The following is a 20,414-nucleotide window of genomic DNA, read 5'->3' as shown; positions in this document are numbered from 1 at the left end:
AGGGGTATTTATGAAAAAAATAATATTAATAGGTTCTGGTGGTTCAGGAAAATCTACATTAGCAAAACAGTTAGGGAATAAATTAAATATTAAGGTGCATCATCTTGATGCACTATTTTGGAAACCAAATTGGGAGGGTGTACCGAAAGAGGAGCAAAGAACGGTTCAAAATGAATTAGTTAAAGGGGAAAAGTGGATTATTGATGGGAATTATGGCGGGACAATGGACATAAGAATTAACGCAGCTGATACAATTATCTTTCTTGATATTCATAGAACAATTTGTGTTTATCGTGCTTTTAAAAGAATTGTGCAATATCGGAATAAAACAAGACCGGATATGGGGGCTGGATGTGAAGAAAGATTTGACTTGCAATTTTTCAAATGGATATGGGAATATCCTAAGTCGAAAAGACCTGCAATTTTAAAAAGAATCGATCAATTCAATAAGGATAAAAGAATTATTATTTTAAAAACACCAAATGAGGTTCAACGATTCATAAAGGAAGTGCAGTAAGTATAAATTGGTGCATTAAAAACATTAAATTATGTTCCATTTTGAATGGAGGAATAATATTGAATGAAATAATTCGCTTGATTGATTCTTATATGGTAAAAATCCCAGCAGGGGAGATAGTTTTAAGAGACGATCGAATTAAAAGAGAATGGAAGGCCCAAATTAAGCCGTTTCTTCTTGCGCAATATACTGTAACGATGGAATTATATTATACTGTTATAAATGAATCATCAAATTCTTTTTTAGGCAATCATAAACCCGTTGTTAATACTTCTTGGAATGATGTGATTATATTTTGTAATTTACTTTCAAAAAAAGCGGGATTAAAAGAATATTATTCTATTAGTGATGGCGGTCAAAAGGTTAGTTGTAATGTAGAGTCCAACGGCTACCGATTACCTTCTGAGGGAGAGTGGCAATATGCATGTAAAGCAGGGACTACTGGGTATACATATGGAGAACTTGATAAGATAGCTTGGTATAATAAAAACTCGGATGGGAAAATTCATGAGGTCGGTAAAAAAGAACCGAATGCATGGGGAGTATATGATATGTTAGGGAATGTTTGGGAATGGTGTTATGATTTGTATGATGAAAAGGTATATGGATCGTACCGAATTTTCCGAGGCGGTAGCTGGGCTGAAGAAGCGAGAGGGTGCGGTGCTACTTGTCGCCGTCGTAGTCATCCTACATTTCATATAGATGATCTCGGTTTTAGGCTTGCTAGGTCAATTTAGCAGGAAAATGATACATATAACTCCGTAAAGAGTATGGAAAGTATCCATACTCTTTACAACATAGAAATTTTAAAATTTAAGGAGTGTTTTGAATGGCACGTGTTTTATTCATTAACGCTGGATCAGAAGGACATATAAATCCAACATTACATGTTGTAGAAGAACTGATTTCTCGCGGTGAAGAGGTAGTTTATTTTTCAATAGAGGCTTTCAGGGAGCGTATTGAGAAGACAGGTGCTACTGTACGAACGATTGATGATGAAAAATTTATAAAAGCATTTCTTTCCGGTGGTCGAAATTATTTACAGGAAAGAATAAACGGCCTTCTACATACAGCTGATATTGTAATACCTAGTGTTCTAGAACAAATTGAAGGTGAACATTTTGATTATATTATTCATGATTCGATGTTTGGCTGTGGTCGCTTAATTGCCCAACTTCTTAATCTTCCAGCCATAAATTCATGCACATCTTTTGCACAAGATGAAAAATCATTTAAACAAATGTTAGACCATCTTTCTAAAAATATCCCACTGGAAGTTCAGGATAGAATACATAATGATTTTGAAAACTTAACTAATGGAATTACAGAAAAATATGGTGTTAATATAAACTCACCGTATGAAGTTTTCTGTAATCCAGCTTCACTTACTATTGTGTATACAATTAAGGAGTTCCAACCTTTTGGGGATACATTTAATGAAACATTCAAATTTGTGGGTCCATCTATCTCTACACAAGTGAAAAATGAAGGTTTTGATTACACTTCAATTGAAGAAAAAAGCCTGATTTACATTTCATTAGGTACTGTTTTTAATGAAGCGCTTGATTTTTATAAACTTTGTATGAAGGCGTTCGAGAATAGTAAGCATACACTTGTTATGTCTATTGGCAACAAAACGGAAATAAGTGATTTAGGTAATATCCCTAAAAACTTCATTGTGAAAAACTATGTACCACAAACTGAACTTCTCAAATATACGAAACTATTTATTACACACGGCGGTATGAACAGTACGCATGAAGGGATATATAACGGTGTTCCACTCGTTGTAATTCCGCAAAGTGCAGATCAGCCAGTAATCGCAAGGCAAGTTGAGAATCTCGGAGCAGGGGTTACATTACAAATGCAAGGATTAACGGAGAGTCAACTACGTGAGAGTGTAGATCTAGTATTAAATAACTCTTCATTCAAAGAAACTGTTTTGAATATGAAGGAGTCTTTCCGAAAATCAGGTGGGTATAAGCAAGCTGTTGATGAAATTTTTAAATTTACAGGCTGTTATTAAAACTATACATGTGAAAGGGTGTCTATATTAAATGATATAGACACTTTTATGTTATATGAAGCGAGGAATTGATGAAATGGAAAGAATGAAAATACTAGATGTAAATTTTGCTGATATGACAGCTACACCATTTTTTCAAGTGGAGGCGAAAAATAGAATTAGATTCGATATAGAATTATTTGAGAGTAATTTGAGAGGATTAAGAGGGATTTTGACTGAACTTTTTAAAAGTCCTGATACGATTGATGTTTCATTTATTTCCGGTTACATAACATATGGTAAAAGTAAGAGAATAAATGAGAAAACAAAAATTGGAAGGTTCATGAAGATTAAGAATTGGACAGAAACGAAAGTAGACGTTGATGATCTTGAAAGTACAATCATATTTACTACGATTAAAGGTGTACATGAAGATGAAGTATATAAGTATTGCAAGTATGTCGTTAATGGTGGTCAGCAAGCGTATATTTCTTTTTATAACGATACTTATTTATTGTATATAAGTACAGACGTTATTGACATTGTTTCACCAGATACAAGTTTAATAGAAAAGTTAAAACTTCAATACAGTGAAGAATATGATAAGTTTTATGAAACTATATTGACGGATTCGGAAATGTTTACAAGTGATAAGTAATTTCAAAGTATTGATAGAAAGATATATGGAAAATGGAGATGGCACGTTGTTTTAAAATAATGTGATCTCACATTGCCATGCGTTTTAAGTTAACGATGAAGGGTTTCAAGACGACTTGGTGCAATTCATCCATATATATACCTAAAATTTTTCATTACAAGTACTACAATTTCTATTGCCCACTTTTACTTTATAAATTTAGGATGTAGTTTTACGTGTTAGTAGTAATTTCACTGTTTCTGCACAACTTCTGCACACATTTAGGTGATTTCTATGTCATGATATATTCCATAAGTGAAATATTTCACAAGAAATGAAATGTTTCTTTACGACGGTGTATGCATATTTACGCATACACGAAATAAGATTGACTCTTGTTATTCTTTTACATCAAAGCCCACATTACACTACGAAGTATAACAAGAAGGGGACAGGAACATGAATAATCGATTTTTAAAACAACTACAAAACTTGAAAATGAACAAAAAAAGTATAGGAGCTGTTGCATTAACAGCTGGAATTATCAGCACGACACTTATTCCTCAAAATGCATACGCGCACGGCTTTGTTGAAAAGCCTGGTAGCCGTTCCGCTTTATGTAGTCCAACTTATGGTGCTCTAAATGTAAACTGCGGAAGTGTTATGTATGAACCACAAAGTTTAGAAGCTCCAAAAGGATTCCCACAAGGTGGCCCAGTTGATGGGCAAATCGCTTCTGCAGGTGGAAAATTTGGCGGTATTTTAGATCAACAAACAGCAAATCGTTGGTTTAAAAATACAATCACTGGTGGGGAAAATACATTTACTTGGAAGTATACAGCACCTCACTTAACAAGCAAATGGCACTACTATATTACAAAAAAAGGATGGAATCCAAATAAAGCACTAACAAGAGCAGACTTTGAGCCAATTGGCACTGTACAACATGATGGTTCTGCAGCTTCAAATAATTTAACTCATAAAATCAATGTACCTACTGACCGTAGTGGATATCATGTGATTTTAGCTGTATGGGATGTAGCTGATACAGCAAATGCGTTCTATAATGTAATTGATGTAAATCTCATCAATAATGTGAAACCAGACACAGAAGCGCCAAGTATTCCAAATGGAATTCAGGCGCAAAAAGTAACAGCGAATAGTATAGAACTAACATGGAACGTTTCTACGGATAATGTAGGAGTAAAAGGGTACCAAATCTTCCGTAACGGAGAGATGATTGACACAGTACCAGGCACTTATTTTATTGATAAGAAATTACAACCAAGCACAGAATACACTTATACTGTAAAAGCAATTGACGCAGCTGGCAATGTATCGAAAGAAAGTACAGCGCTTACAGTGAAAACAACAGTTGAAGCTCCTGATACAGAAGCACCAACACAACCAAAAGGATTACATAGCATGGGAACAACAGCGTCAAGTGTGGATCTAATGTGGAGCCCATCTGATGATAACGTTGGAGTAGACTATTACGATATTTATAGAGAAATAGAAGGAACAATGAAAAAAATTGCAACATCCAATACGACTTCTTATATGGATAAAAATTTACTCGCTAATACTACTTATAAATATGCAGTGAAAGCAGTGGATGTAGTTGGAAATGAATCCGTACAAAGTGATACGTTCACAATTACTACAAAAACTGAAAGCGCTTCATATGAAGCGTGGGATGCAAAGAAAGCATATAAAAAGGAAGATAGAGTTTTATACGAGGGAAAAGTGTATGAAGCAGTCCAGAATTATGAAGGACATGGGGATCCAAACTGGATTTTTGCTTTATCCTTATGGAAAACAGTGTAAGCTTTACCTCAAAATGAAATGAAAGATGATGGGCTTTGATGCAAAAAAAGGAAGTTTGAGAGTTAACTTTTCTGCTTATAAAAAAGACGACGTATTCAGCGTCGTCTTTTTGTATTAATCTAGAATATTCATCAAAGAGACTTTCAAACGAATAAGCTACAGAAAGGTTACTATACGAATACATAATGTAGAATCATATAGTAACCTTTCTATTATGATAACACTTTCGTCATAAGAATATGTGGAATTCCATCTTCCATAAATACGTCGGAAGAAGTTTGATAGCCTAATTTTTCATAAAACCCTTCAGCTTGTGTTTGACCGTGTAGTTTAACTTTGTTTGCTTCTTTGTTACGAGCAATCTCTTCTAACTTTTGAATGATTACTTTGCCTAATCCGTATTTGCGATAGTCTTTTAAAATACAAATTCTTTCTAGTTTACCCATTCCGTCAACGAATCGTATACGGCCAGTTCCTACAGGAAGTTCATTATAATAAACTAATATATGTTTGCATGCCTCGCCAATTTGGTCATATGTATCGAATTCATCTTCAAGAGGGACACCTTGTTCTTTTACAAAGACTTCTTTTCGAATGTGAAAGGCAGTTTCTAAATCTGTAAGTTCTGTTATGAGTTTGGATTGCAAATTGTTCAGCCCTTTCTAGTGTGATATGAATGTGTTTTCATAGTATATCATACTGTAATGCTATAAAAGAAAAAACTGACTTGCAAAAGTCAGCCTTTAAAATGCTTAATATTCTTTTATACCGTTTTTTGTTCCGATGATCGCTTTGCTCGTCATATTGATAAATAATCCTGTTTCAACTACACCGGTAATCATCTTTAACTCTGTATGTGTATCATTTGGATTCAATATTTTGTTTGGAAAAATACAATCAATAATTAAATTGCCGTTATCAGTTATAAATGGTCCGCCATCTTTCATACGTAAACGCGTTTCGCATCCTAAAGATTGAATTCTTTTTTCAGTTTGCTTCCAAGAGAAGGGGATAATTTCAATAGGAAGTGGAAAGGTACCTAAATGTGAAACGAGTTTGGATTCATCTGCAATAATAATAAGTTCTTTAGAGGAGGTGGCAACAATCTTTTCGCGAAGTAATGCACCACCGCCACCTTTTATTAATTGTAAATCATTATTGATTTCATCTGCTCCATCAATTGTGAGATCAAGTATATCAATTTCATTTAAAGAGATTAGCGGAATAGATAATTGTTTTGCTAATACTTCAGTTTCTTTTGATGTCGGTGCAGCTTGAATAGATAACCCTTCTTGTACACGGTGACCTAACTTTTGTATCGTCCAATATACGGTTGAACCCGTACCAAGTCCAATCGTCATACCATCTCTTACAAAGCCAGCAGCATATTCGCCTGCAAGCTGTTTTAAATTCATCATTTTACTCCGCTGGGCGTGGTCCAGCATCTAAACCGGAATTTTCAACTGTAAGTATAGGGCGAACGGTAATATCTTTATGTACACGCATTTGGCACGATAATCGTAAGTGGTCTTCAATTCCTTTTTCCGTAATAGCTTGTTTTTCATCATTTGTCGCCTCACAAAAATCACCTGCAATGACTTCAACTCTACAAGTTGTACATCTTGCTTTGCCACCGCAACGATGAAGAATGTGTACACCGTTATCTTCAAGTGCTAATACTAATTTCGTTCCTTCTTTAATATCGAAAGTTCCGGTACCTTCAACTGTTAATTTTGGCAAATTGATTCCTCCTCATGTAAAATGCTATATAACATATTTATGACCCGTATTCATGAACATAAACATAAAATTAATTATAAGCCCCGTAACTTTTTTATTTGTTCAATCGTTTATTAAGTAAGCGCTGAAAAGGAGTGGTTATTTTGTGCACAAAAGTAACTCAGGTTTTAAAGGATCATATCGATATGAATCATTCAAATATAAATTTTTTAATTACACATTATGCAGAGGTAAAAAGATACTGTACGTTTTTGACGAAAAACAAATGGGATGGGGAAGACCTTGCCCAAGAAGCAATTTGCAAAGTTCTTCAAAAGTATAGTGAGAAGGAAATTTGTATAACGCTTCTGTATAAAATTGCTCGAAATCAATGGTTAGATCAAATGAAATCAAAATCCGTTCAAGAAAAGTTAGAACAGCAAAATACATTTGAAGAACCACATGGAAAAATTGCAGATTTGCATGAAATGGTAGGGAAAGTATTGTCTTCGTTAAATGTGCAACAATCCGTAATTTTATTATTGAAGGATGTTTTTCAGTATAGTATCGCGGATATTGCAAAAATATGCTCTGTATCAGAAGGCGCAGTGAAAGCATCTTTATTTAGGAGTAGAAATAGGCTGAAAACTGTAAATGAAGAAGGCATTGAAATAGTGGAGTACACGGATGATGTTGAAATCGTTGTAACTTCTATTCGAGAAGAAAGACCTGAATTGTTGACGAAACTTCTCCCAACAATAGATTTCACTAAGTTACCATCAATACAACCAGTGTTATTCTTCAGTATGAAACAATCTTCTTCTTACAGTTGTATGCTTAATGCGGCATAAAACAGATGGAGGGATTTATAATGAGTGTAATTCCTTACGTAATAGAACAAACGAAATTAGGAGAACGCTCCTATGATATATATTCAAGATTATTAAAAGACCGAATTATTATGATTGGTTCAGAAATTAACGATCAAGTTGCAAGCAGTGTAGTAGCACAATTATTGTTTTTAGAAGCGGAAGATGCAGAAAAAGATATATTCCTGTATATCAATAGTCCGGGTGGTTCAACGACAGCGGGATTTGCAATATTAGATACGATGAACCTTATTAAACCAGATGTGCAAACACTTTGTATGGGCTTTGCGGCATCATTTGGTGCGCTTTTACTATTAGCTGGCGCAAAAGGAAAAAGATTTGCGCTCCCTAACAGTGAAATCATGATTCATCAACCGCTCGGCGGTGTAAAAGGGCAAGCAACGGAGATTGAAATTACAGCAAAAAGAATATTAAAGTTAAAACATGATATTAACAAAATTATATCTGATCGAACAGGGCAACCAGTAGAAAAGGTAGCTCATGATACAGAAAGAGATTATTTTATGACGGCAGTAGAAGCGAAGGAATATGGAATTGTTGATGCAGTTATTGAGAAAAAATAACGTAAAACAGGCTAGAGAATATACTAAATTCTCTAGCCTGTTTTTGTCATTCTTTATTCTTTTATCCATTCATCAACTAAAGCTTGATTCTTTTTTATCCATTTTCGAGCAGCTTCTTCTGGATCTTTCGTTTTATTTAACATGACCATTAACGTACCAAGTTGTTCATCGTTCATTTTCCATTGATCAAAGTATTTCACAATATCCGGATGATCTTTTTCGAAACCTTTACGAACGGAGTAATAAATGTCATCTTTTTCACCATATACTTTCTTAGGGTCTTTTAAATATTTTAAGTCAAATTCTGAAAAGCCCCAATGAGGATTCCAAAGCGTAACAGCGATTGGTTTCTTTTTCGTATATGCCTTCTTTAGTTCGCTCATCATCGCAGCTTCTGAAGATTGGACAAGTTTTAGTTTTATATCATATTCCTTCATTGCTTTATTCGTTAAATTCATTAGGCTACTACCAGGTTCAATCCCAACAATTTTATTATCTAGCTCATCTTTATGTGCATTTAAATCTTCAATACTGTTAACGTTTTTCACATAAGAAGGGACGACTAAACCAAGCCCAGTACCTTCATACCATTTTGATTTTAAGACGAAGTCATCTTTGTAACGGGCATTTAATGGTTTATCCGTAACAGGAAGCCATACTTCTAGATTCGCATCAACATCACCACGTGCGACGCCAGTCCATATCGCAGCTTTTTCTAAATACATGAGTTCAACTTTATAGCCTTTTTCTTCTAATAAAACTTTCCACATATTTGCGGTTGCGATATTTTCTTTCCAACTTGTTACACCAAGTTTAATTTTTCCTTTCGAATTTGCATTTGTTGCATTACAAGAAGTGAAAATCATACTAATAAATAGTAACAGACTTATAATCCATATTTTTTTTCGCATTCAAAACCTCCTGTGAAGCTTTTGCTTTTTATAAATTAATCTATAAGTGAACCTTCTTATTATGAACGGAAACAAGAATTTTTAAAGAAATCTTATATATGTCATTTTTATGTAATATTTCTCTGTAAAATCGCAACACTATGTAAATAGATGGGTAGAAAAGGAGTAGTGACATGGATAATACAAAGGTACGTGTTGAAAATGTAACAAAAGTCTTTGGGAAACATCCGCAACGGGCGCTTACCTTATTAAAAGAAGGAAAAAGCAAATCGGAAATTTTAAAGGAGACAGGAATGAACGTTGGTGTGAAAAAGGCAACGTTTGAAGTATACACTGGAGAAATTTTCGTTATTATGGGTTTGTCTGGTAGTGGGAAATCTACATTGGTTCGAATGCTAAATCAATTAATTAAACCGACAGCGGGGCATATATACATAGATGGTGAAGACATCGCAACGATGGGAAAAGAAGAATTGCGAAGAGTAAGAAGGACGAAAATGAGTATGGTTTTTCAGAAGTTTGCTTTATTTCCACATCGTACGGTAATACAAAACGTTGCGTACGGGTTAGAAATTCAAGGAGTTCCAGTAGAGGAACGAGAAAATAAGGCGTTAGAATCGCTACAGTTAGTAGGACTCGATCATCATAAAGATAATTACCCTAGTCAACTTAGTGGTGGTATGCAGCAGCGTGTTGGAATTGCAAGGGCACTAACGAATAATCCAGATGTATTACTAATGGACGAGTCATTTAGTGCATTAGATCCACTAATTCGAAAAGAAATGCAAGATGAATTGTTAGAGTTACAAGATAAAATGGAAAAAACAATTATTTTTATTACACATGATTTAGATGAAGCTCTTCGAATTGGTGATCGTATCGCATTAATGAAAGATGGAGAAATTGTCCAAATTGGAACACCGGAAGAAATTATGATGAGCCCTGCAAATGAATTTGTAGAGAAATTCGTTGCGGATGTGAATTTAGGAAAAGTAATTACGGCAGAATCTATTTTAAAAAGACCAGAAACGTTATTAATCGATCGTGGGCCGCGTGTAGCTTTGCAAATTATGAGAAATGCAGGTGTTTCTACGGTATATGTTGTGAACAAAAAGTATGAGTTTTTAGGTATTTTAACAGCGGATGATGCAAGTAAAGCAATGAAAAAACAATGGCCAATTGCTGATTTATTACTTAACGATATTCCACACGTTTATCTAGATACATTACTGGAAGAAACGTATGCAAAAATGGCGGAGATGAAATATCCATTACCCGTAATTGATGAAAAGAAAAGGTTGAGAGGAATTATTAAACGTGAAAGTGTCATTCAAGCTCTTGCAGGTAACATTGAGGAAGAGGTGAAAGACGATGAATAATATTCCGCGCATTCCATTAGGCGAATGGGTCGATTCATTTGTTGCAAGTTTATATGAGCACTTTGAAGGCTTGTTCCGAGGATTCTCCTATATTATCGGTGGATTTGTTGATTTACTCACTAATTTTTTAACAATAATACCAGCCATAGTGATGATTATCATCTTATGTTTCCTCATTTGGTACACAACGAGGAAATTATCTTTAGTCATTTTTACGCTCATCGGATTATTATTTATTTTAAATATTAACTACTGGGCACAAACGATGCAAACATTAGCGCTCGTACTTACGTCAGTTATTATTTCAATTATTATCGGAATTCCCATTGGCATTTTAGCATCTCAAAATGAACGTTTCTCAAAATTTTTAAAGCCGACATTAGATTTTATGCAAACAATGCCGGCATTCGTCTATCTCATTCCCGCGATAACATTTTTTGGAGTAGGCGTCGTACCAGGCATTATTGCTTCCGTTATTTTTGCTATGCCACCGACAATCAGATTTACAGACTTAGGAATTAGACAAGTTCCAGAAGATTTAATTGAAGCTGCGAATGCATTTGGCTCTACCGCATCACAAAAATTATTTAAAGTACAATTACCGCTCGCAACCGGAACGATCATGGCTGGCGTGAATCAAAGTATTATGCTTTCGTTATCAATGGTTGTAACAGCTTCACTTGTAGGAGCGCCAGGACTTGGCGTCGATGTATATCGCTCTGTAACACAAGTAAATATCGGAATGGGATTTGAAGCTGGACTAGCTATCGTCGTGATTGCGATTATATTAGACCGAATTACGCAAGGGTTTTATACAAAAAGAAAATAATTCAAAAAACACACTTTATACTACAAAGTGTGTTTTTTGAATTCGAATTACATCCGAACAATAACAGAGCCTCCAGCTGGTGCACAAACTTGGTTTTGCTGTTGTTCCATTGATTTTATTAATTGATTATTTTCTTCGATTAATGAGATTAATTTAGCTAATTGGCTTTCAAGGCTTGCGATGCGCTGCATCATGTATTGCGAATCATAATGCAGTGTATTCCTTACTGGATGGGGGGAGTAAGCATATTGTTGATTTATATTTGGATTCCAATGAGGATACATTTGAATCGTTCCTCCTTCAATAAATTACTGATCTTTCTTATAGTAAATGCCTATGTATATGTAATGGTGACTTAAAAATTCTTTCAAACGAAGAGGATTATGTAGGGGGAATGGAAAAGTAATAAAGTACATTTTCTGGAAATTCCCAAGCGGAATAGCAAATATATTAGGAGACAGCAACGTTCATGTAAATGGATATTATATGGGGAGAAATTATGAGAGGAGATGCTATTTTGGCTAATAATAAAAAAAGAAATGATGCTATGACAATTGGTGTCGCTATAGGTGTTGTAATCGGTGTAATTCCTGGTGTATTTACTGATAATATAGCAATCGGAATAGCGATTGGGATTGCAGTTGGAATGGGGATTACGCTTTTGAAGAAATAATGAGTTGTAAATTATTTTAATGTGAAAATTCTTGTTTTAAGAGATTGAATTTTCGGAATATAAAACCTGTTTTCCCTTTTTTTATGATATTATATATGCAAAGGATGGTGATGGATATGCCAATAAACAATCAAGCAGAACAAAACTGCTTCATTTGTGAAAAACATAAAGGGAACATTACAGTTTCAGGTGGAGCTATTTACGAAGATGAACTCATTTACGTTGGACATGTCCATTGGGATGCAGAAGAAACATATCTTGGTTATGTAATGATTGATATAAAGAGACATGTACCTGGTCTCGCTGAATTAACTGAAGATGAGGCAAAGGCATTCGGACTGATAACAAGTAGAGTAAGTAAAGCGCTTAAAGAAAGCAAAGGTGCAGAACATATTTACAGTTTCGTTTCAGGTAATGGTGTACCACATTTGCATATGCACATTATTCCACGTTATCCAAATACACCAAAAGAGTTTTGGTCACCGACTGAAGTAGCAAATTGGACTGGTGCACCACATGGAGATTCAGAGAAAATTAAAAAACTATGCGAAAGAATACGAAAGTATATGGTAAATGAGTATGCATACAACAAATAATACACAATATTCATGGGTTGGAAGTAGGGAAATGTGTTTAGACGAAGTTTCAGTAAAGCAATATGGTGATATCGTACTTGGTAGATACGGCGGGAATATAAGTGCCGGAGCAAAAAAGAATGAAGACGGTGCATTAGTTTTGTCGAATGGTGATTGGGAATTCGCCGTTATATTAGACGGGCATAATAGTGCAGAAAGTGTTGAATTAGTAGTAAATACAATCCAAAAAGAATATGAAAATATAGAAGTGATTATGAAAGAATCAATTGAAACCGTATTTCGATCTGTTGAAAATTATATACTTACGATATTTCAATCCCGCTCATTTAAAAGAAAAGTGCGAAAGGGTAAAAGGTGAAACTGCTTGCTTAATATGCGTAAGAAAAGAAAATTACATATGGTGGCTTTCCATAGGTGATTGCTTAGTTTATGTATTTCATGATGAATTACATAAATTAGGACAATATACATTGAATCAACGCCACTTTTACGAATGGATTGGAAATGTAAACACATTTGATTTACCCGTTCCTTGCTATTCATCAGGAATTCGTGAATTACGTACTGGAAAGAATCGAATTGTAATGGTGACAGATGGGGGTATTAGAATGCGGGGAACGCCGTTATGAAACTCCATTAAATCTTTATAATGATATGAATGGAAATAATGTAGAGCTTAAAGAACATGTTCACAATGTTTTAGAACACGTTCATCATCAATTAGGACGAGATAGTGCGACCATTATTAGTTGGGACCTAGAAAACAAAACAAATGCTACGTATCCGAGTGATCAGCCGGAGAAAATTAAAGTAAAAAAATAAAAAGGAGAGGGTTTTCTGTCCGTTACAAAAATATCCTTATTAATTTTATGGGTGCTATCTTTATTGGTTTTTGAAAGAATAGCGAGAAGACAGTTAAATATACCGAAACAAAAAGGATGGAATAACCAATATGTGAATGATACACATAAGTGGGGAAATAGAATTATCATTTCCTCTTATATAGTTGTTATTGCTATAAGCACTTTTCTTCCAAATCGTATATATATGGGCTATGTACCTCTTTTATTTTTTATTACGTTATATGGATTTCAATCATATATGGAGTGGAAATATGATAAGGAATCGCGGGAGTTTTTGATTTCATTATTAGGAGTTGTAGCATTAATAATAACAGGGTTCATACTAAAATGATTATTGATGGTACAAATAATGAGATAACACATAATAAGAAACCATTCATCTATACATGAATGGTTTCTTATTATGTGTACGAAGTTCGGTCTTCGCAATTTAATCATTTATTTTAGCCAATATGGATTTAATGAAATTTGTTTTATCCTCTGCATATTTATGCTTATCATTAGGGTTAGCTGTTGAAAGTTGAATCTTTAACTGTTCATACTGCATACGAGAAGTTTTATTGTCTATTAAGTAATCTCTGAATTTTAATTGTTCTATTAAATATGGATTCCCTTGTTCATACATATGAATTTGATGAGTTCTTGGCTCACCTTTATTGAAATAATACCTTTCGGGTAATACATCTTTTCTATATTTATAATTTAATTGTTCTAGGTTCGTAATACATTTTAGACCACTTTTGGAATCTCTTAATTCCATCGTAATATCAATAATAGGTTTTGCGCTTAAATGCGGGATGGAAGTACTTCCAATATGGTGTATCGCTAAAATATATTTTCCAATGTGTTCCTCAATTAATTGTTTTTCTTTTGAAAACTCAAATTCCCACTCTTCGGACCACGGAACTAAAAACACTTTACCATAGGGTAAACCTAGCATTTAATTAGCACCTCCTTACATATTTTTTCAATAAAGTTACTTACATCTTCTTAAAACTCCTCAATACAAGAAACTCCCACAATCTCCAAGGAAGAACCTTCTTCGCAAAGATCATAAATTTTACACCTTTCCCAATTGGGTATCGTAATGTAGTACGCCTTGCTTCAGCAATTTCTACGATTTTATTTGCAACATCCATCGGATTACCAAGTGTATCGTTGCCATTGTTTATGTGCTTTTGTATTTTATCCATATATTCTTTGTAAGGAGAGGTTGTATCAGATTGGTTTTCAGCTAATTGTTTACCAACTTCCCATATGTTCGTGTTATAAGAACCAGGTTCAAGTAAGGCAACGTCTATTCCGAAAGGCTTTACTTCTAAGCGAAGGGATTCACTCCAGCCTTCTAATGCATATTTTGAAGAAACGTAAGGAGATAGACCAGGGAATCCTACTTTCCCGCTAATACTGCTTATATTAATGATTTTTCCGCTTTTCTGCTTTCTCATATATGGTAAGACAAGTTGCGTGATGGATATAGCTCCAAAAAGATTTGTTTCAAATTGTTTACGGTAGTCCTCCACTGGGATTTCTTCGATAAAGCCCCCATTTGCATATCCTGCATTATTTATGAGAATGTCTATTCTGTTTATTTCGTTTAAAAATAATTGGAAGTTATGTATAGAACCTTGATCTGTTACATCTAATTGTTGAACTTTTATATTTTGTTGTAAGTCGAGTTTAGTAGCTTGAGATATTAAGTCTATTTGTTTCTCAAGATTGCGCATTGTAGCAATGACAAAATAGTCTTTTTTTGCAAGTTCAAGTGTCGTTAAAAGTCCGAATCCACTTGATGCTCCTGTAATAATCGCGATTTTTTTATTCATTGTTCGCTCGCTTTCTTTTTCTTTTATCATAACGAGTTATAAAGAGAAAATCTATTTATTGTATAAAGATATTTGATATAATTGAAAATAATTATCAATTAAATTTTGGTTTTTACATAAAAGGAGTGTGGGTTTCATGGAGACTAACGGTTTTCATGATATTTTTCATAAATATTTTTATGGTTTACAAGTTGTAGAGGAAAGACATATGAATGTTCCAAAAACAATAGGTATGGGTGAAATACGAAGATGGACTTCATTTTCAGGTATGGAAATTGTGTTATCAAATTATCAATTTCATAATAACCATCGCATCCAGTTTGCATCTGATGCAGCAATGGTGGAGCTTAATTTTTGTTTACAAGGGTTCGGAGGAGTGCAAGTTGGTCATTCTTCGTATGAATTAATGACTGGAAATAGCTATTTATATTTTATGAATGATTTTGATGTAGTATTTGAATATGAAAAAGAAACGCCTCTATATTCATTAGCGATTGGGATTCCTGTACAATTGTTTAATCATTTCATGATGAATAATGCTATTGAAAAAAGTCTTGATTTTCATTCTATATTAGGAAATCAATCTTTTAAAAAGTTTCAAAATCCAATTGATTCTATAACATCTAATCTTATTAAGAGAATGATAGAGCATCCCCAAAAGGATCGTATTAGTCAACTAGAATTAGAAAGTAAAGCGCTCGAATTGCTTTCTATACATTTGGGGAGAGTGTTGCTTAATGATTGTGACGCAAATAAAAGGAGTCAATTATCAAAACAGGATTTGAATAAAATAAAACAGGCTGAAGAAATTTTACTTCAACGAATGGAATCACCCCCATCATTATTAGAATTAGCTAAAATAGTAGAGTTAAATGATTATAAATTAAAAATTGGGTTTAAAGAATTATTTGGGATGTCCACATTTGCATATTTACGAGAAAAGCGTATGGAGCATGCGATAGATTTACTGCGTTCGGGAAATAGTAATGTGACCGAAACGGCATTTGCAGTTGGATACAATAATGTCAGTCATTTTTCAGAGTTATTTCGTAAAAAGTATGGAATGAATCCATCAGAATTTTTACGTATTTATTAACGTAAAACAGGAATAATCCGCTATACCGTAAATTCCTCCGTCATTTGGTAGTTGCTTTTTGTAATGGTCATTATAATTACAAACAACATCCAATTGGAAATAACTTTTTATGGAGGAATTTAAATGAAAGAACGGAATGAAAGTCATTTTTGGATATTTGTATTAACAGGAATGTTTCTTATTATAACAACGACGGGTTTTGCACGTATGGCATATGGAATTATATTGCCGTTTATGCAAGAAGGACTCCATTTATCTACAGCTCAAGCAGGTATGTTAGGAACCATACTCTTTTTAGGGTATTTATTAACAGTCGGAACATCTGGAATACTTACTATCCGTTTTGGAGCAAAATCAGTTTTATTAATAGGGAGTTGGCTCGTCGTTATAAGTTTAATAGGATTAGCATTTGTCTCCTCATTTTGGATAGCCTCTATTTGTATGTTATGTGCTGGAGCTGGTAGTGCCCTTGTATATACACCACTCATGTCAATAACAGTAGGATGGTTTCCAGAAAAAAGAGGAACTGCAATGGGGCTATTATTAAGCGGTGCTGGCATAGGCATGCTATTTAGTGGAATAATTGTTCCTTATATAGTACGTGCATTTCCAGAGTATAGTTGGCGTGGTTCATGGCTTTTGTTTGGAGTTATTACATGTATTGTTGTATTCGTTGCCTCAATTGTTTTGAAAAATCCAGAAGTTACTGAAGATGAGGGGGAAAGGAATAATAAGTCGTTTTTATGGAAAACGAAAGAGCTATACATCATTGCATGGATGTATTTTATTGTGGGCGTTGTTTATTTAATTCCAAATTTATATCAAACTAGTTTTATGATTAATAATGGTATTGCGGCATCAATTTCGGGAACTGTTTATGCGATTGCAGGAATGTTTTCAATCGTAGGAGCTCCTGTCTGGGGATTGATTTCGGATCGGGTTGGTATAAAGAAGACGTTATGTATTGCACTTTTATTAGCTGTAATAGGTGATATGATTCCAATTATATTTGGACATACCATTGGCTTTATCATGTCGGCAATTATTTGGGGTTCCAGCCTCGGAGGTATCCTTTTATTAATTCAAGTTGCTGCTTCAAAGCAAGTATCTCCGAAATATGTCTCAATGGCAATTAGTTTTATATCCGTTTTCTATGCAGTTGGTCAAATGATTGGACCAGGACTTGCAGGATGGATTATCGGGGAAAGTGGATATACAACAGCTTATGGATTAGGTGCTTTTGGTTTCTTTATGTGCATATGTTTGGGATTAAGGCTAAAAAGAGGGGATCTGGCAAACTCAGCGTATATAGAGAAGTGAGTATTGTCTTGAAATGAATCTTTTTAATGGGGGGAAGCAAAGTGTTCCATGTTAAAGACGTATTAGCAGATCAGTTATTAGCAAATGCGAATGATCCCAGTTGGTATATTCCATTTTCAGATGCAGTTAAGGATTTATCTGAGAGAGAAGCTTTCTGGAAACCGAATGAAGAGTGTAATAGTATAGCTGAAATTGTACAACATTTACTGTATTGGAATACGACGTGGCAAACTAGGTACAAAGAATCAAATGTTAATGCTGTGCCCGCTATTGGTGATAATAACAAAAGTTTTATGCTATCAGATAATCAAACATTTGAAGAGTTAAGAGAAAAACTATTAGAGAAACTGTTACAATGGCAAAGTCTCATAAATGAAGACAAGGTTGAAAGTGATGTAATTGGATTTCCTGTATCTGCGAAGTGGTGGGAAGTATTAGCTAATGTAACGACTCATAACGCGTATCACATTGGTCAAATTATTTACATTCGGAAATTACAGAAGAGTTTTGATAATGAATAAGATAATAATTCTCAAATTAGGTGAACAAAAGTGGACAAAACGAGACAGATGTCTCATTTTGTCCACTTTTTTATTATGAAAGAAAAGAGAAAACCTATTAAATCAGGGATTAGAATTTGGCACAGTACTTGCAATATAAAAGATGAACAAGAAAATAGGAGGGCTGGACATGTTAAAAACAACTGAAAGTAAAGGGAATGAAATTACGAAAGAACAAGCTCGTTGGATGTATGAAAAAATGTTAGAGATTCGTAAGTTTGAAGACAAGGTGCATGAATTATTCGCGCAAGGCGTTCTGCCAGGTTTCGTTCATTTATACGCTGGTGAAGAAGCAGTAGCAGTTGGTGTATGTGCCCACTTAACAGATAGTGACAGTATTACAAGTACGCATAGAGGTCACGGCCATTGTATCGCAAAAGGTTGTGATTTAAATGGCATGATGGCCGAACTTTTTGGGAAAGCGACAGGGTTATGTAAAGGTAAAGGTGGTTCAATGCATATTGCCGATTTAGATAAAGGAATGCTTGGTGCAAATGGGATTGTAGGCGGAGGTTTTCCACTTGCTTGCGGTTCAGCATTAACAGCTAAATATAAAGGAACGAAAGATGTAAGTGTTTGCTTCTTCGGTGACGGAGCAAATAATGAAGGAACATTCCATGAAGGGGTTAATTTAGCAGCGATTTGGAAGTTACCAGTTATTTTTATCGCAGAAAATAACGGTTACGGTGAAGCAACAACATTTGAATATGCTTCTAGTTGTAACTCTATTGCTGATCGTGCAAAAGCATATAACATTCCGGGTGTTCAAGTAGATGGAAAAGATCTATTAGCAGTATATAAAGCGGCGGAAGAGGCTGTTGAGCGTGCACGTAATGGCGGTGGCCCAACTTTAATTGAATGCATGACATATCGTAATTACGGTCATTTTGAAGGAGAAGCACAAACGTATAAAACAGCGGAAGAAAAAGAAGAACATTTAAATGAAAAAGATGCGATTGTGCATTTCCGCAAGCATTTAATTCATGAAGCTTTATTAACGGAATCCGAACTTGTGGATATGGAAAAAGCAGTAGATGAAGCAGTACAAAAATCAATTGAATTTAGTGAAAACAGTCCATATCCAGAGGATGAAGAATTATTAAAAGATGTATACGTTTCTTACAAATAAGAGGAGGGTGAAAAATAATGACTAGAACAGTAAGTATGTCAACTGCAATTAATGAAGCGATGAAAATATCAATGCGTCGTGATGAAAACGTAATTTTAATCGGAGAAGATGTTGCAGGCGGTGCACAAGTGGATCACTTGCAAGATGATGAAGCATGGGGCGGTGTACTCGGTGTTACGAAAGGACTTGTACAAGAATTTGGTCGAAATCGTATTTTAGATACTCCAATTTCAGAAGCGGGTTATATGGGAGCGGCGATGGCAGCTGCTGCAACAGGTTTACGTCCGATAGCTGAATTAATGTTTAATGATTTTATCGGTAGTTGTCTTGATCAAGTATTAAACCAAGGTGCAAAGTTCCGCTATATGTTCGGTGGAAAAGCGAAAGTGCCAGTTACAGTACGTACGATGCACGGTGCTGGATTTAGCGCAGCGGCACAGCATTCACAAAGTTTATATGCGTTATTTACGAGCATTCCAGGTATAAAAGTTGTCGTTCCTTCCACTCCTTATGACGCAAAAGGCTTATTATTAGCGGCAATTGAAGATGACGATCCAGTAATCTTCTTTGAAGATAAAACACTTTACAATATGAAAGGCGAAGTACCAGAAGGGCACTATACAATTCCTTTAGGAAAAGCAGATATTAAACGTGAAGGTTCTGATGTAACAATCGTTGCAATTGGAAAACAAGTTCATACAGCACTTGCAGCTGCAAAGCAATTATCGGAAAAAGGACTCGAAGTAGAAGTAATCGATCCACGTTCTTTATCACCGCTGGATGAAGATACGATTTTAGCATCTGTTGAAAAAACGAATCGCCTGATTGTTATTGACGAAGCAAATCCAAGATGTAGTATCGCAACAGATATTGCGGCAATTGTAGCGGATAAAGGATTCGATTTGTTAGATGCACCTATTAAACGAATTACAGCACCACATACACCAGTTCCGTTTTCGCCACCACTTGAAAAGTTATATTTACCAACGCCGGAGAAAGTAATTGAAACTGTATCAGAAATGATCGGAGACCAATCTTTATTACATGTGTAATGAAACGATGAGAAGGGAGAGA

Annotated in this window: 24 protein-coding genes and 1 pseudogene; 18 read left to right on the top strand and 7 right to left on the bottom strand. The window is 34.7% G+C overall.

Annotation, left to right across the window (positions count from 1 at the left end; translation table 11 throughout):
* Positions 1–10 precede the first annotated feature (10 nt).
* The 5 genes from LCF45_RS13650 (at position 11) to LCF45_RS13630 (ending at position 4,986) form a co-directional block, all read left to right on the top strand.
* The gene (locus LCF45_RS13650; RefSeq protein ID WP_002013022.1) at positions 11–517 is read left to right on the top strand and encodes a DNA topology modulation protein; all 507 of its coding nucleotides are present in this window, start codon (positions 11–13) and stop codon (positions 515–517) included.
* Positions 518–576: 59 nt separating this feature from the next.
* The gene (locus LCF45_RS13645; RefSeq protein WP_002127738.1) at positions 577–1,254 is read left to right on the top strand and encodes a formylglycine-generating enzyme family protein; all 678 of its coding nucleotides are present in this window, start codon (positions 577–579) and stop codon (positions 1,252–1,254) included.
* 92 nt (positions 1,255–1,346) lie between these two features.
* On the top strand, positions 1,347–2,543 hold the full coding sequence (locus LCF45_RS13640; protein ID WP_263892802.1) for a macrolide family glycosyltransferase: 1,197 nt from the start codon (positions 1,347–1,349) through the stop codon (positions 2,541–2,543).
* A 76-nt stretch (positions 2,544–2,619) separates the two neighbouring features.
* Complete coding sequence (locus tag LCF45_RS13635; RefSeq protein ID WP_002127734.1) at positions 2,620–3,180, top strand: hypothetical protein; 561 nt, start codon at positions 2,620–2,622, stop codon at positions 3,178–3,180.
* A 438-nt stretch (positions 3,181–3,618) separates the two neighbouring features.
* A complete protein-coding gene (locus LCF45_RS13630; RefSeq protein ID WP_078206751.1) occupies positions 3,619–4,986 on the top strand; it encodes a lytic polysaccharide monooxygenase in 1,368 nt (455 codons plus the stop codon).
* 212 nt (positions 4,987–5,198) lie between these two features.
* Here LCF45_RS13630 and LCF45_RS13625 read toward each other — a convergent pair whose 3' ends face one another.
* The 3 genes from LCF45_RS13625 to LCF45_RS13615 form a co-directional block, all read right to left on the bottom strand.
* Positions 5,199–5,633: a GNAT family N-acetyltransferase gene (locus LCF45_RS13625; protein WP_002189834.1), complete on the bottom strand. Its 435-nt coding sequence runs from the start codon at positions 5,631–5,633 to the stop codon at positions 5,199–5,201.
* Between the two features lie 105 nt (positions 5,634–5,738).
* The gene (gene rpiA / locus LCF45_RS13620) at positions 5,739–6,401 is read right to left on the bottom strand and encodes a ribose 5-phosphate isomerase A (protein WP_002136714.1); all 663 of its coding nucleotides are present in this window, start codon (positions 6,399–6,401) and stop codon (positions 5,739–5,741) included.
* A 4-nt stretch (positions 6,402–6,405) separates the two neighbouring features.
* Positions 6,406–6,726, bottom strand: a complete 321-nt coding sequence (locus LCF45_RS13615) for a 2Fe-2S iron-sulfur cluster-binding protein (RefSeq protein ID WP_001125405.1) — start codon at positions 6,724–6,726, stop codon at positions 6,406–6,408.
* A 143-nt stretch (positions 6,727–6,869) separates the two neighbouring features.
* Between LCF45_RS13615 and LCF45_RS13610 the strand changes: the two genes are divergently transcribed.
* Both LCF45_RS13610 and clpP read left to right on the top strand, forming a co-directional pair.
* Positions 6,870–7,556: an RNA polymerase subunit sigma-70 gene (locus tag LCF45_RS13610; RefSeq protein ID WP_002127730.1), complete on the top strand. Its 687-nt coding sequence runs from the start codon at positions 6,870–6,872 to the stop codon at positions 7,554–7,556.
* A 20-nt stretch (positions 7,557–7,576) separates the two neighbouring features.
* Positions 7,577–8,158, top strand: coding sequence for an ATP-dependent Clp endopeptidase proteolytic subunit ClpP (clpP, locus tag LCF45_RS13605; RefSeq protein WP_002136712.1), 582 nt, complete (start codon positions 7,577–7,579; stop codon positions 8,156–8,158).
* A gap of 53 nt (positions 8,159–8,211) precedes the next feature.
* On the opposite strand, the gene LCF45_RS13600 is transcribed toward clpP, so the two are convergent.
* Positions 8,212–9,069, bottom strand: coding sequence for a glycine betaine ABC transporter substrate-binding protein (locus tag LCF45_RS13600; protein ID WP_002085124.1), 858 nt, complete (start codon positions 9,067–9,069; stop codon positions 8,212–8,214).
* A gap of 173 nt (positions 9,070–9,242) precedes the next feature.
* Here LCF45_RS13600 and LCF45_RS13595 point away from each other — a divergent pair, with 173 nt between their 5' ends.
* Both LCF45_RS13595 and LCF45_RS13590 read left to right on the top strand, forming a co-directional pair.
* Positions 9,243–10,448 (top strand): quaternary amine ABC transporter ATP-binding protein, encoded by a 1,206-nt coding sequence (locus tag LCF45_RS13595; RefSeq protein WP_002013036.1) that lies wholly within the window; start codon positions 9,243–9,245, stop codon positions 10,446–10,448.
* Positions 10,441–11,277 carry an ABC transporter permease gene (locus tag LCF45_RS13590; RefSeq protein ID WP_002127727.1) on the top strand — a complete coding sequence of 279 codons (837 nt, stop codon included), beginning with the start codon at positions 10,441–10,443 and terminating at the stop codon, positions 11,275–11,277. The genes LCF45_RS13595 and LCF45_RS13590 overlap by 8 nt, the downstream gene beginning before the upstream one ends.
* A 47-nt stretch (positions 11,278–11,324) precedes the next feature.
* Here the strand turns inward: LCF45_RS13590 and LCF45_RS13585 are convergent, their stop codons facing one another.
* Positions 11,325–11,561, bottom strand: coding sequence for a hypothetical protein (locus LCF45_RS13585; protein WP_002085127.1), 237 nt, complete (start codon positions 11,559–11,561; stop codon positions 11,325–11,327).
* A 215-nt stretch (positions 11,562–11,776) separates the two neighbouring features.
* On the opposite strand from LCF45_RS13585, the gene LCF45_RS13580 reads away from it, so the two are divergent.
* The 4 genes and pseudogenes from LCF45_RS13580 (at position 11,777) to LCF45_RS13565 (ending at position 13,740) form a co-directional block, all read left to right on the top strand.
* On the top strand, positions 11,777–11,950 hold the full coding sequence (locus LCF45_RS13580; protein ID WP_002127725.1) for a glycine zipper domain-containing protein: 174 nt from the start codon (positions 11,777–11,779) through the stop codon (positions 11,948–11,950).
* A gap of 104 nt (positions 11,951–12,054) precedes the next feature.
* Complete coding sequence (locus LCF45_RS13575; RefSeq protein ID WP_078178696.1) at positions 12,055–12,546, top strand: HIT family protein; 492 nt, start codon at positions 12,055–12,057, stop codon at positions 12,544–12,546.
* A pseudogene (locus LCF45_RS13570) lies at positions 12,530–13,368 on the top strand (PP2C family serine/threonine-protein phosphatase). The gene LCF45_RS13575 and the pseudogene LCF45_RS13570 overlap by 17 nt, the downstream one beginning before the upstream one ends.
* Before the next feature lie 63 nt (positions 13,369–13,431).
* The gene (locus LCF45_RS13565) at positions 13,432–13,740 is read left to right on the top strand and encodes a DUF4181 domain-containing protein (RefSeq protein ID WP_003189862.1); all 309 of its coding nucleotides are present in this window, start codon (positions 13,432–13,434) and stop codon (positions 13,738–13,740) included.
* A gap of 99 nt (positions 13,741–13,839) precedes the next feature.
* On the opposite strand, the gene LCF45_RS13560 is transcribed toward LCF45_RS13565, so the two are convergent.
* Together LCF45_RS13560 and LCF45_RS13555 are read right to left on the bottom strand one after the other, a co-directional pair.
* Positions 13,840–14,349 (bottom strand): GrpB family protein, encoded by a 510-nt coding sequence (locus LCF45_RS13560; protein ID WP_263892801.1) that lies wholly within the window; start codon positions 14,347–14,349, stop codon positions 13,840–13,842.
* Between the two features lie 40 nt (positions 14,350–14,389).
* Positions 14,390–15,235 carry an oxidoreductase gene (locus tag LCF45_RS13555; RefSeq protein ID WP_002127720.1) on the bottom strand — a complete coding sequence of 282 codons (846 nt, stop codon included), beginning with the start codon at positions 15,233–15,235 and terminating at the stop codon, positions 14,390–14,392.
* Between the two features lie 136 nt (positions 15,236–15,371).
* On the opposite strand from LCF45_RS13555, the gene LCF45_RS13550 reads away from it, so the two are divergent.
* From LCF45_RS13550 to acoB, 5 genes are all read left to right on the top strand, one after another.
* Positions 15,372–16,331, top strand: a complete 960-nt coding sequence (locus LCF45_RS13550; RefSeq protein ID WP_002065832.1) for a helix-turn-helix domain-containing protein — start codon at positions 15,372–15,374, stop codon at positions 16,329–16,331.
* A gap of 123 nt (positions 16,332–16,454) precedes the next feature.
* The gene (locus tag LCF45_RS13545; RefSeq protein ID WP_002013052.1) at positions 16,455–17,651 is read left to right on the top strand and encodes an MFS transporter; all 1,197 of its coding nucleotides are present in this window, start codon (positions 16,455–16,457) and stop codon (positions 17,649–17,651) included.
* Between the two features lie 41 nt (positions 17,652–17,692).
* The gene (locus tag LCF45_RS13540) at positions 17,693–18,172 is read left to right on the top strand and encodes a DinB family protein (RefSeq protein ID WP_002085139.1); all 480 of its coding nucleotides are present in this window, start codon (positions 17,693–17,695) and stop codon (positions 18,170–18,172) included.
* A gap of 169 nt (positions 18,173–18,341) precedes the next feature.
* A complete protein-coding gene (gene acoA, locus LCF45_RS13535; protein ID WP_002127717.1) occupies positions 18,342–19,340 on the top strand; it encodes an acetoin:2,6-dichlorophenolindophenol oxidoreductase subunit alpha in 999 nt (332 codons plus the stop codon).
* Between the two features lie 17 nt (positions 19,341–19,357).
* Positions 19,358–20,392: an acetoin:2,6-dichlorophenolindophenol oxidoreductase subunit beta gene (gene acoB / locus LCF45_RS13530; protein ID WP_002127716.1), complete on the top strand. Its 1,035-nt coding sequence runs from the start codon at positions 19,358–19,360 to the stop codon at positions 20,390–20,392.
* Positions 20,393–20,414 lie beyond the last annotated feature (22 nt).

This window comes from Bacillus sp. 41-22, assembly GCF_025809295.1.
GTDB lineage: Bacteria > Bacillota > Bacilli > Bacillales > Bacillaceae_G > Bacillus_A > Bacillus_A mycoides.
Note: the sequence above shows the minus strand (reverse complement) of the source record. Positions and strands in the feature narration are given on the sequence as shown.

What these genes read in the sequence shown, in the direction of transcription:
- LCF45_RS13650 (WP_002013022.1), top strand. Translation starts at nt 11, where the DNA reads ATGAAAAAAATAATATTAATAGGTTCTGGTGGTTCAGGAAAATCTACA.
- LCF45_RS13640 (WP_263892802.1), top strand. Translation starts at nt 1,347, where the DNA reads ATGGCACGTGTTTTATTCATTAACGCTGGATCAGAAGGACATATAAAT.
- LCF45_RS13635 (WP_002127734.1), top strand. Translation starts at nt 2,620, where the DNA reads ATGGAAAGAATGAAAATACTAGATGTAAATTTTGCTGATATGACAGCT.
- LCF45_RS13630 (WP_078206751.1), top strand. Translation starts at nt 3,619, where the DNA reads ATGAATAATCGATTTTTAAAACAACTACAAAACTTGAAAATGAACAAA.
- rpiA (WP_002136714.1), bottom strand. Translation starts at nt 6,401, where the DNA reads ATGAATTTAAAACAGCTTGCAGGCGAATATGCTGCTGGCTTTGTAAGA.
- clpP (WP_002136712.1), top strand. Translation starts at nt 7,577, where the DNA reads ATGAGTGTAATTCCTTACGTAATAGAACAAACGAAATTAGGAGAACGC.
- LCF45_RS13600 (WP_002085124.1), bottom strand. Translation starts at nt 9,069, where the DNA reads ATGCGAAAAAAAATATGGATTATAAGTCTGTTACTATTTATTAGTATG.
- LCF45_RS13595 (WP_002013036.1), top strand. Translation starts at nt 9,243, where the DNA reads ATGGATAATACAAAGGTACGTGTTGAAAATGTAACAAAAGTCTTTGGG.
- LCF45_RS13590 (WP_002127727.1), top strand. Translation starts at nt 10,441, where the DNA reads ATGAATAATATTCCGCGCATTCCATTAGGCGAATGGGTCGATTCATTT.
- LCF45_RS13585 (WP_002085127.1), bottom strand. Translation starts at nt 11,561, where the DNA reads ATGTATCCTCATTGGAATCCAAATATAAATCAACAATATGCTTACTCC.
- LCF45_RS13580 (WP_002127725.1), top strand. Translation starts at nt 11,777, where the DNA reads ATGAGAGGAGATGCTATTTTGGCTAATAATAAAAAAAGAAATGATGCT.
- LCF45_RS13575 (WP_078178696.1), top strand. Translation starts at nt 12,055, where the DNA reads ATGGTGATGGATATGCCAATAAACAATCAAGCAGAACAAAACTGCTTC.
- LCF45_RS13560 (WP_263892801.1), bottom strand. Translation starts at nt 14,349, where the DNA reads ATGCTAGGTTTACCCTATGGTAAAGTGTTTTTAGTTCCGTGGTCCGAA.
- LCF45_RS13555 (WP_002127720.1), bottom strand. Translation starts at nt 15,235, where the DNA reads ATGAATAAAAAAATCGCGATTATTACAGGAGCATCAAGTGGATTCGGA.
- LCF45_RS13550 (WP_002065832.1), top strand. Translation starts at nt 15,372, where the DNA reads ATGGAGACTAACGGTTTTCATGATATTTTTCATAAATATTTTTATGGT.
- LCF45_RS13545 (WP_002013052.1), top strand. Translation starts at nt 16,455, where the DNA reads ATGAAAGAACGGAATGAAAGTCATTTTTGGATATTTGTATTAACAGGA.
- acoA (WP_002127717.1), top strand. Translation starts at nt 18,342, where the DNA reads ATGTTAAAAACAACTGAAAGTAAAGGGAATGAAATTACGAAAGAACAA.
- acoB (WP_002127716.1), top strand. Translation starts at nt 19,358, where the DNA reads ATGACTAGAACAGTAAGTATGTCAACTGCAATTAATGAAGCGATGAAA.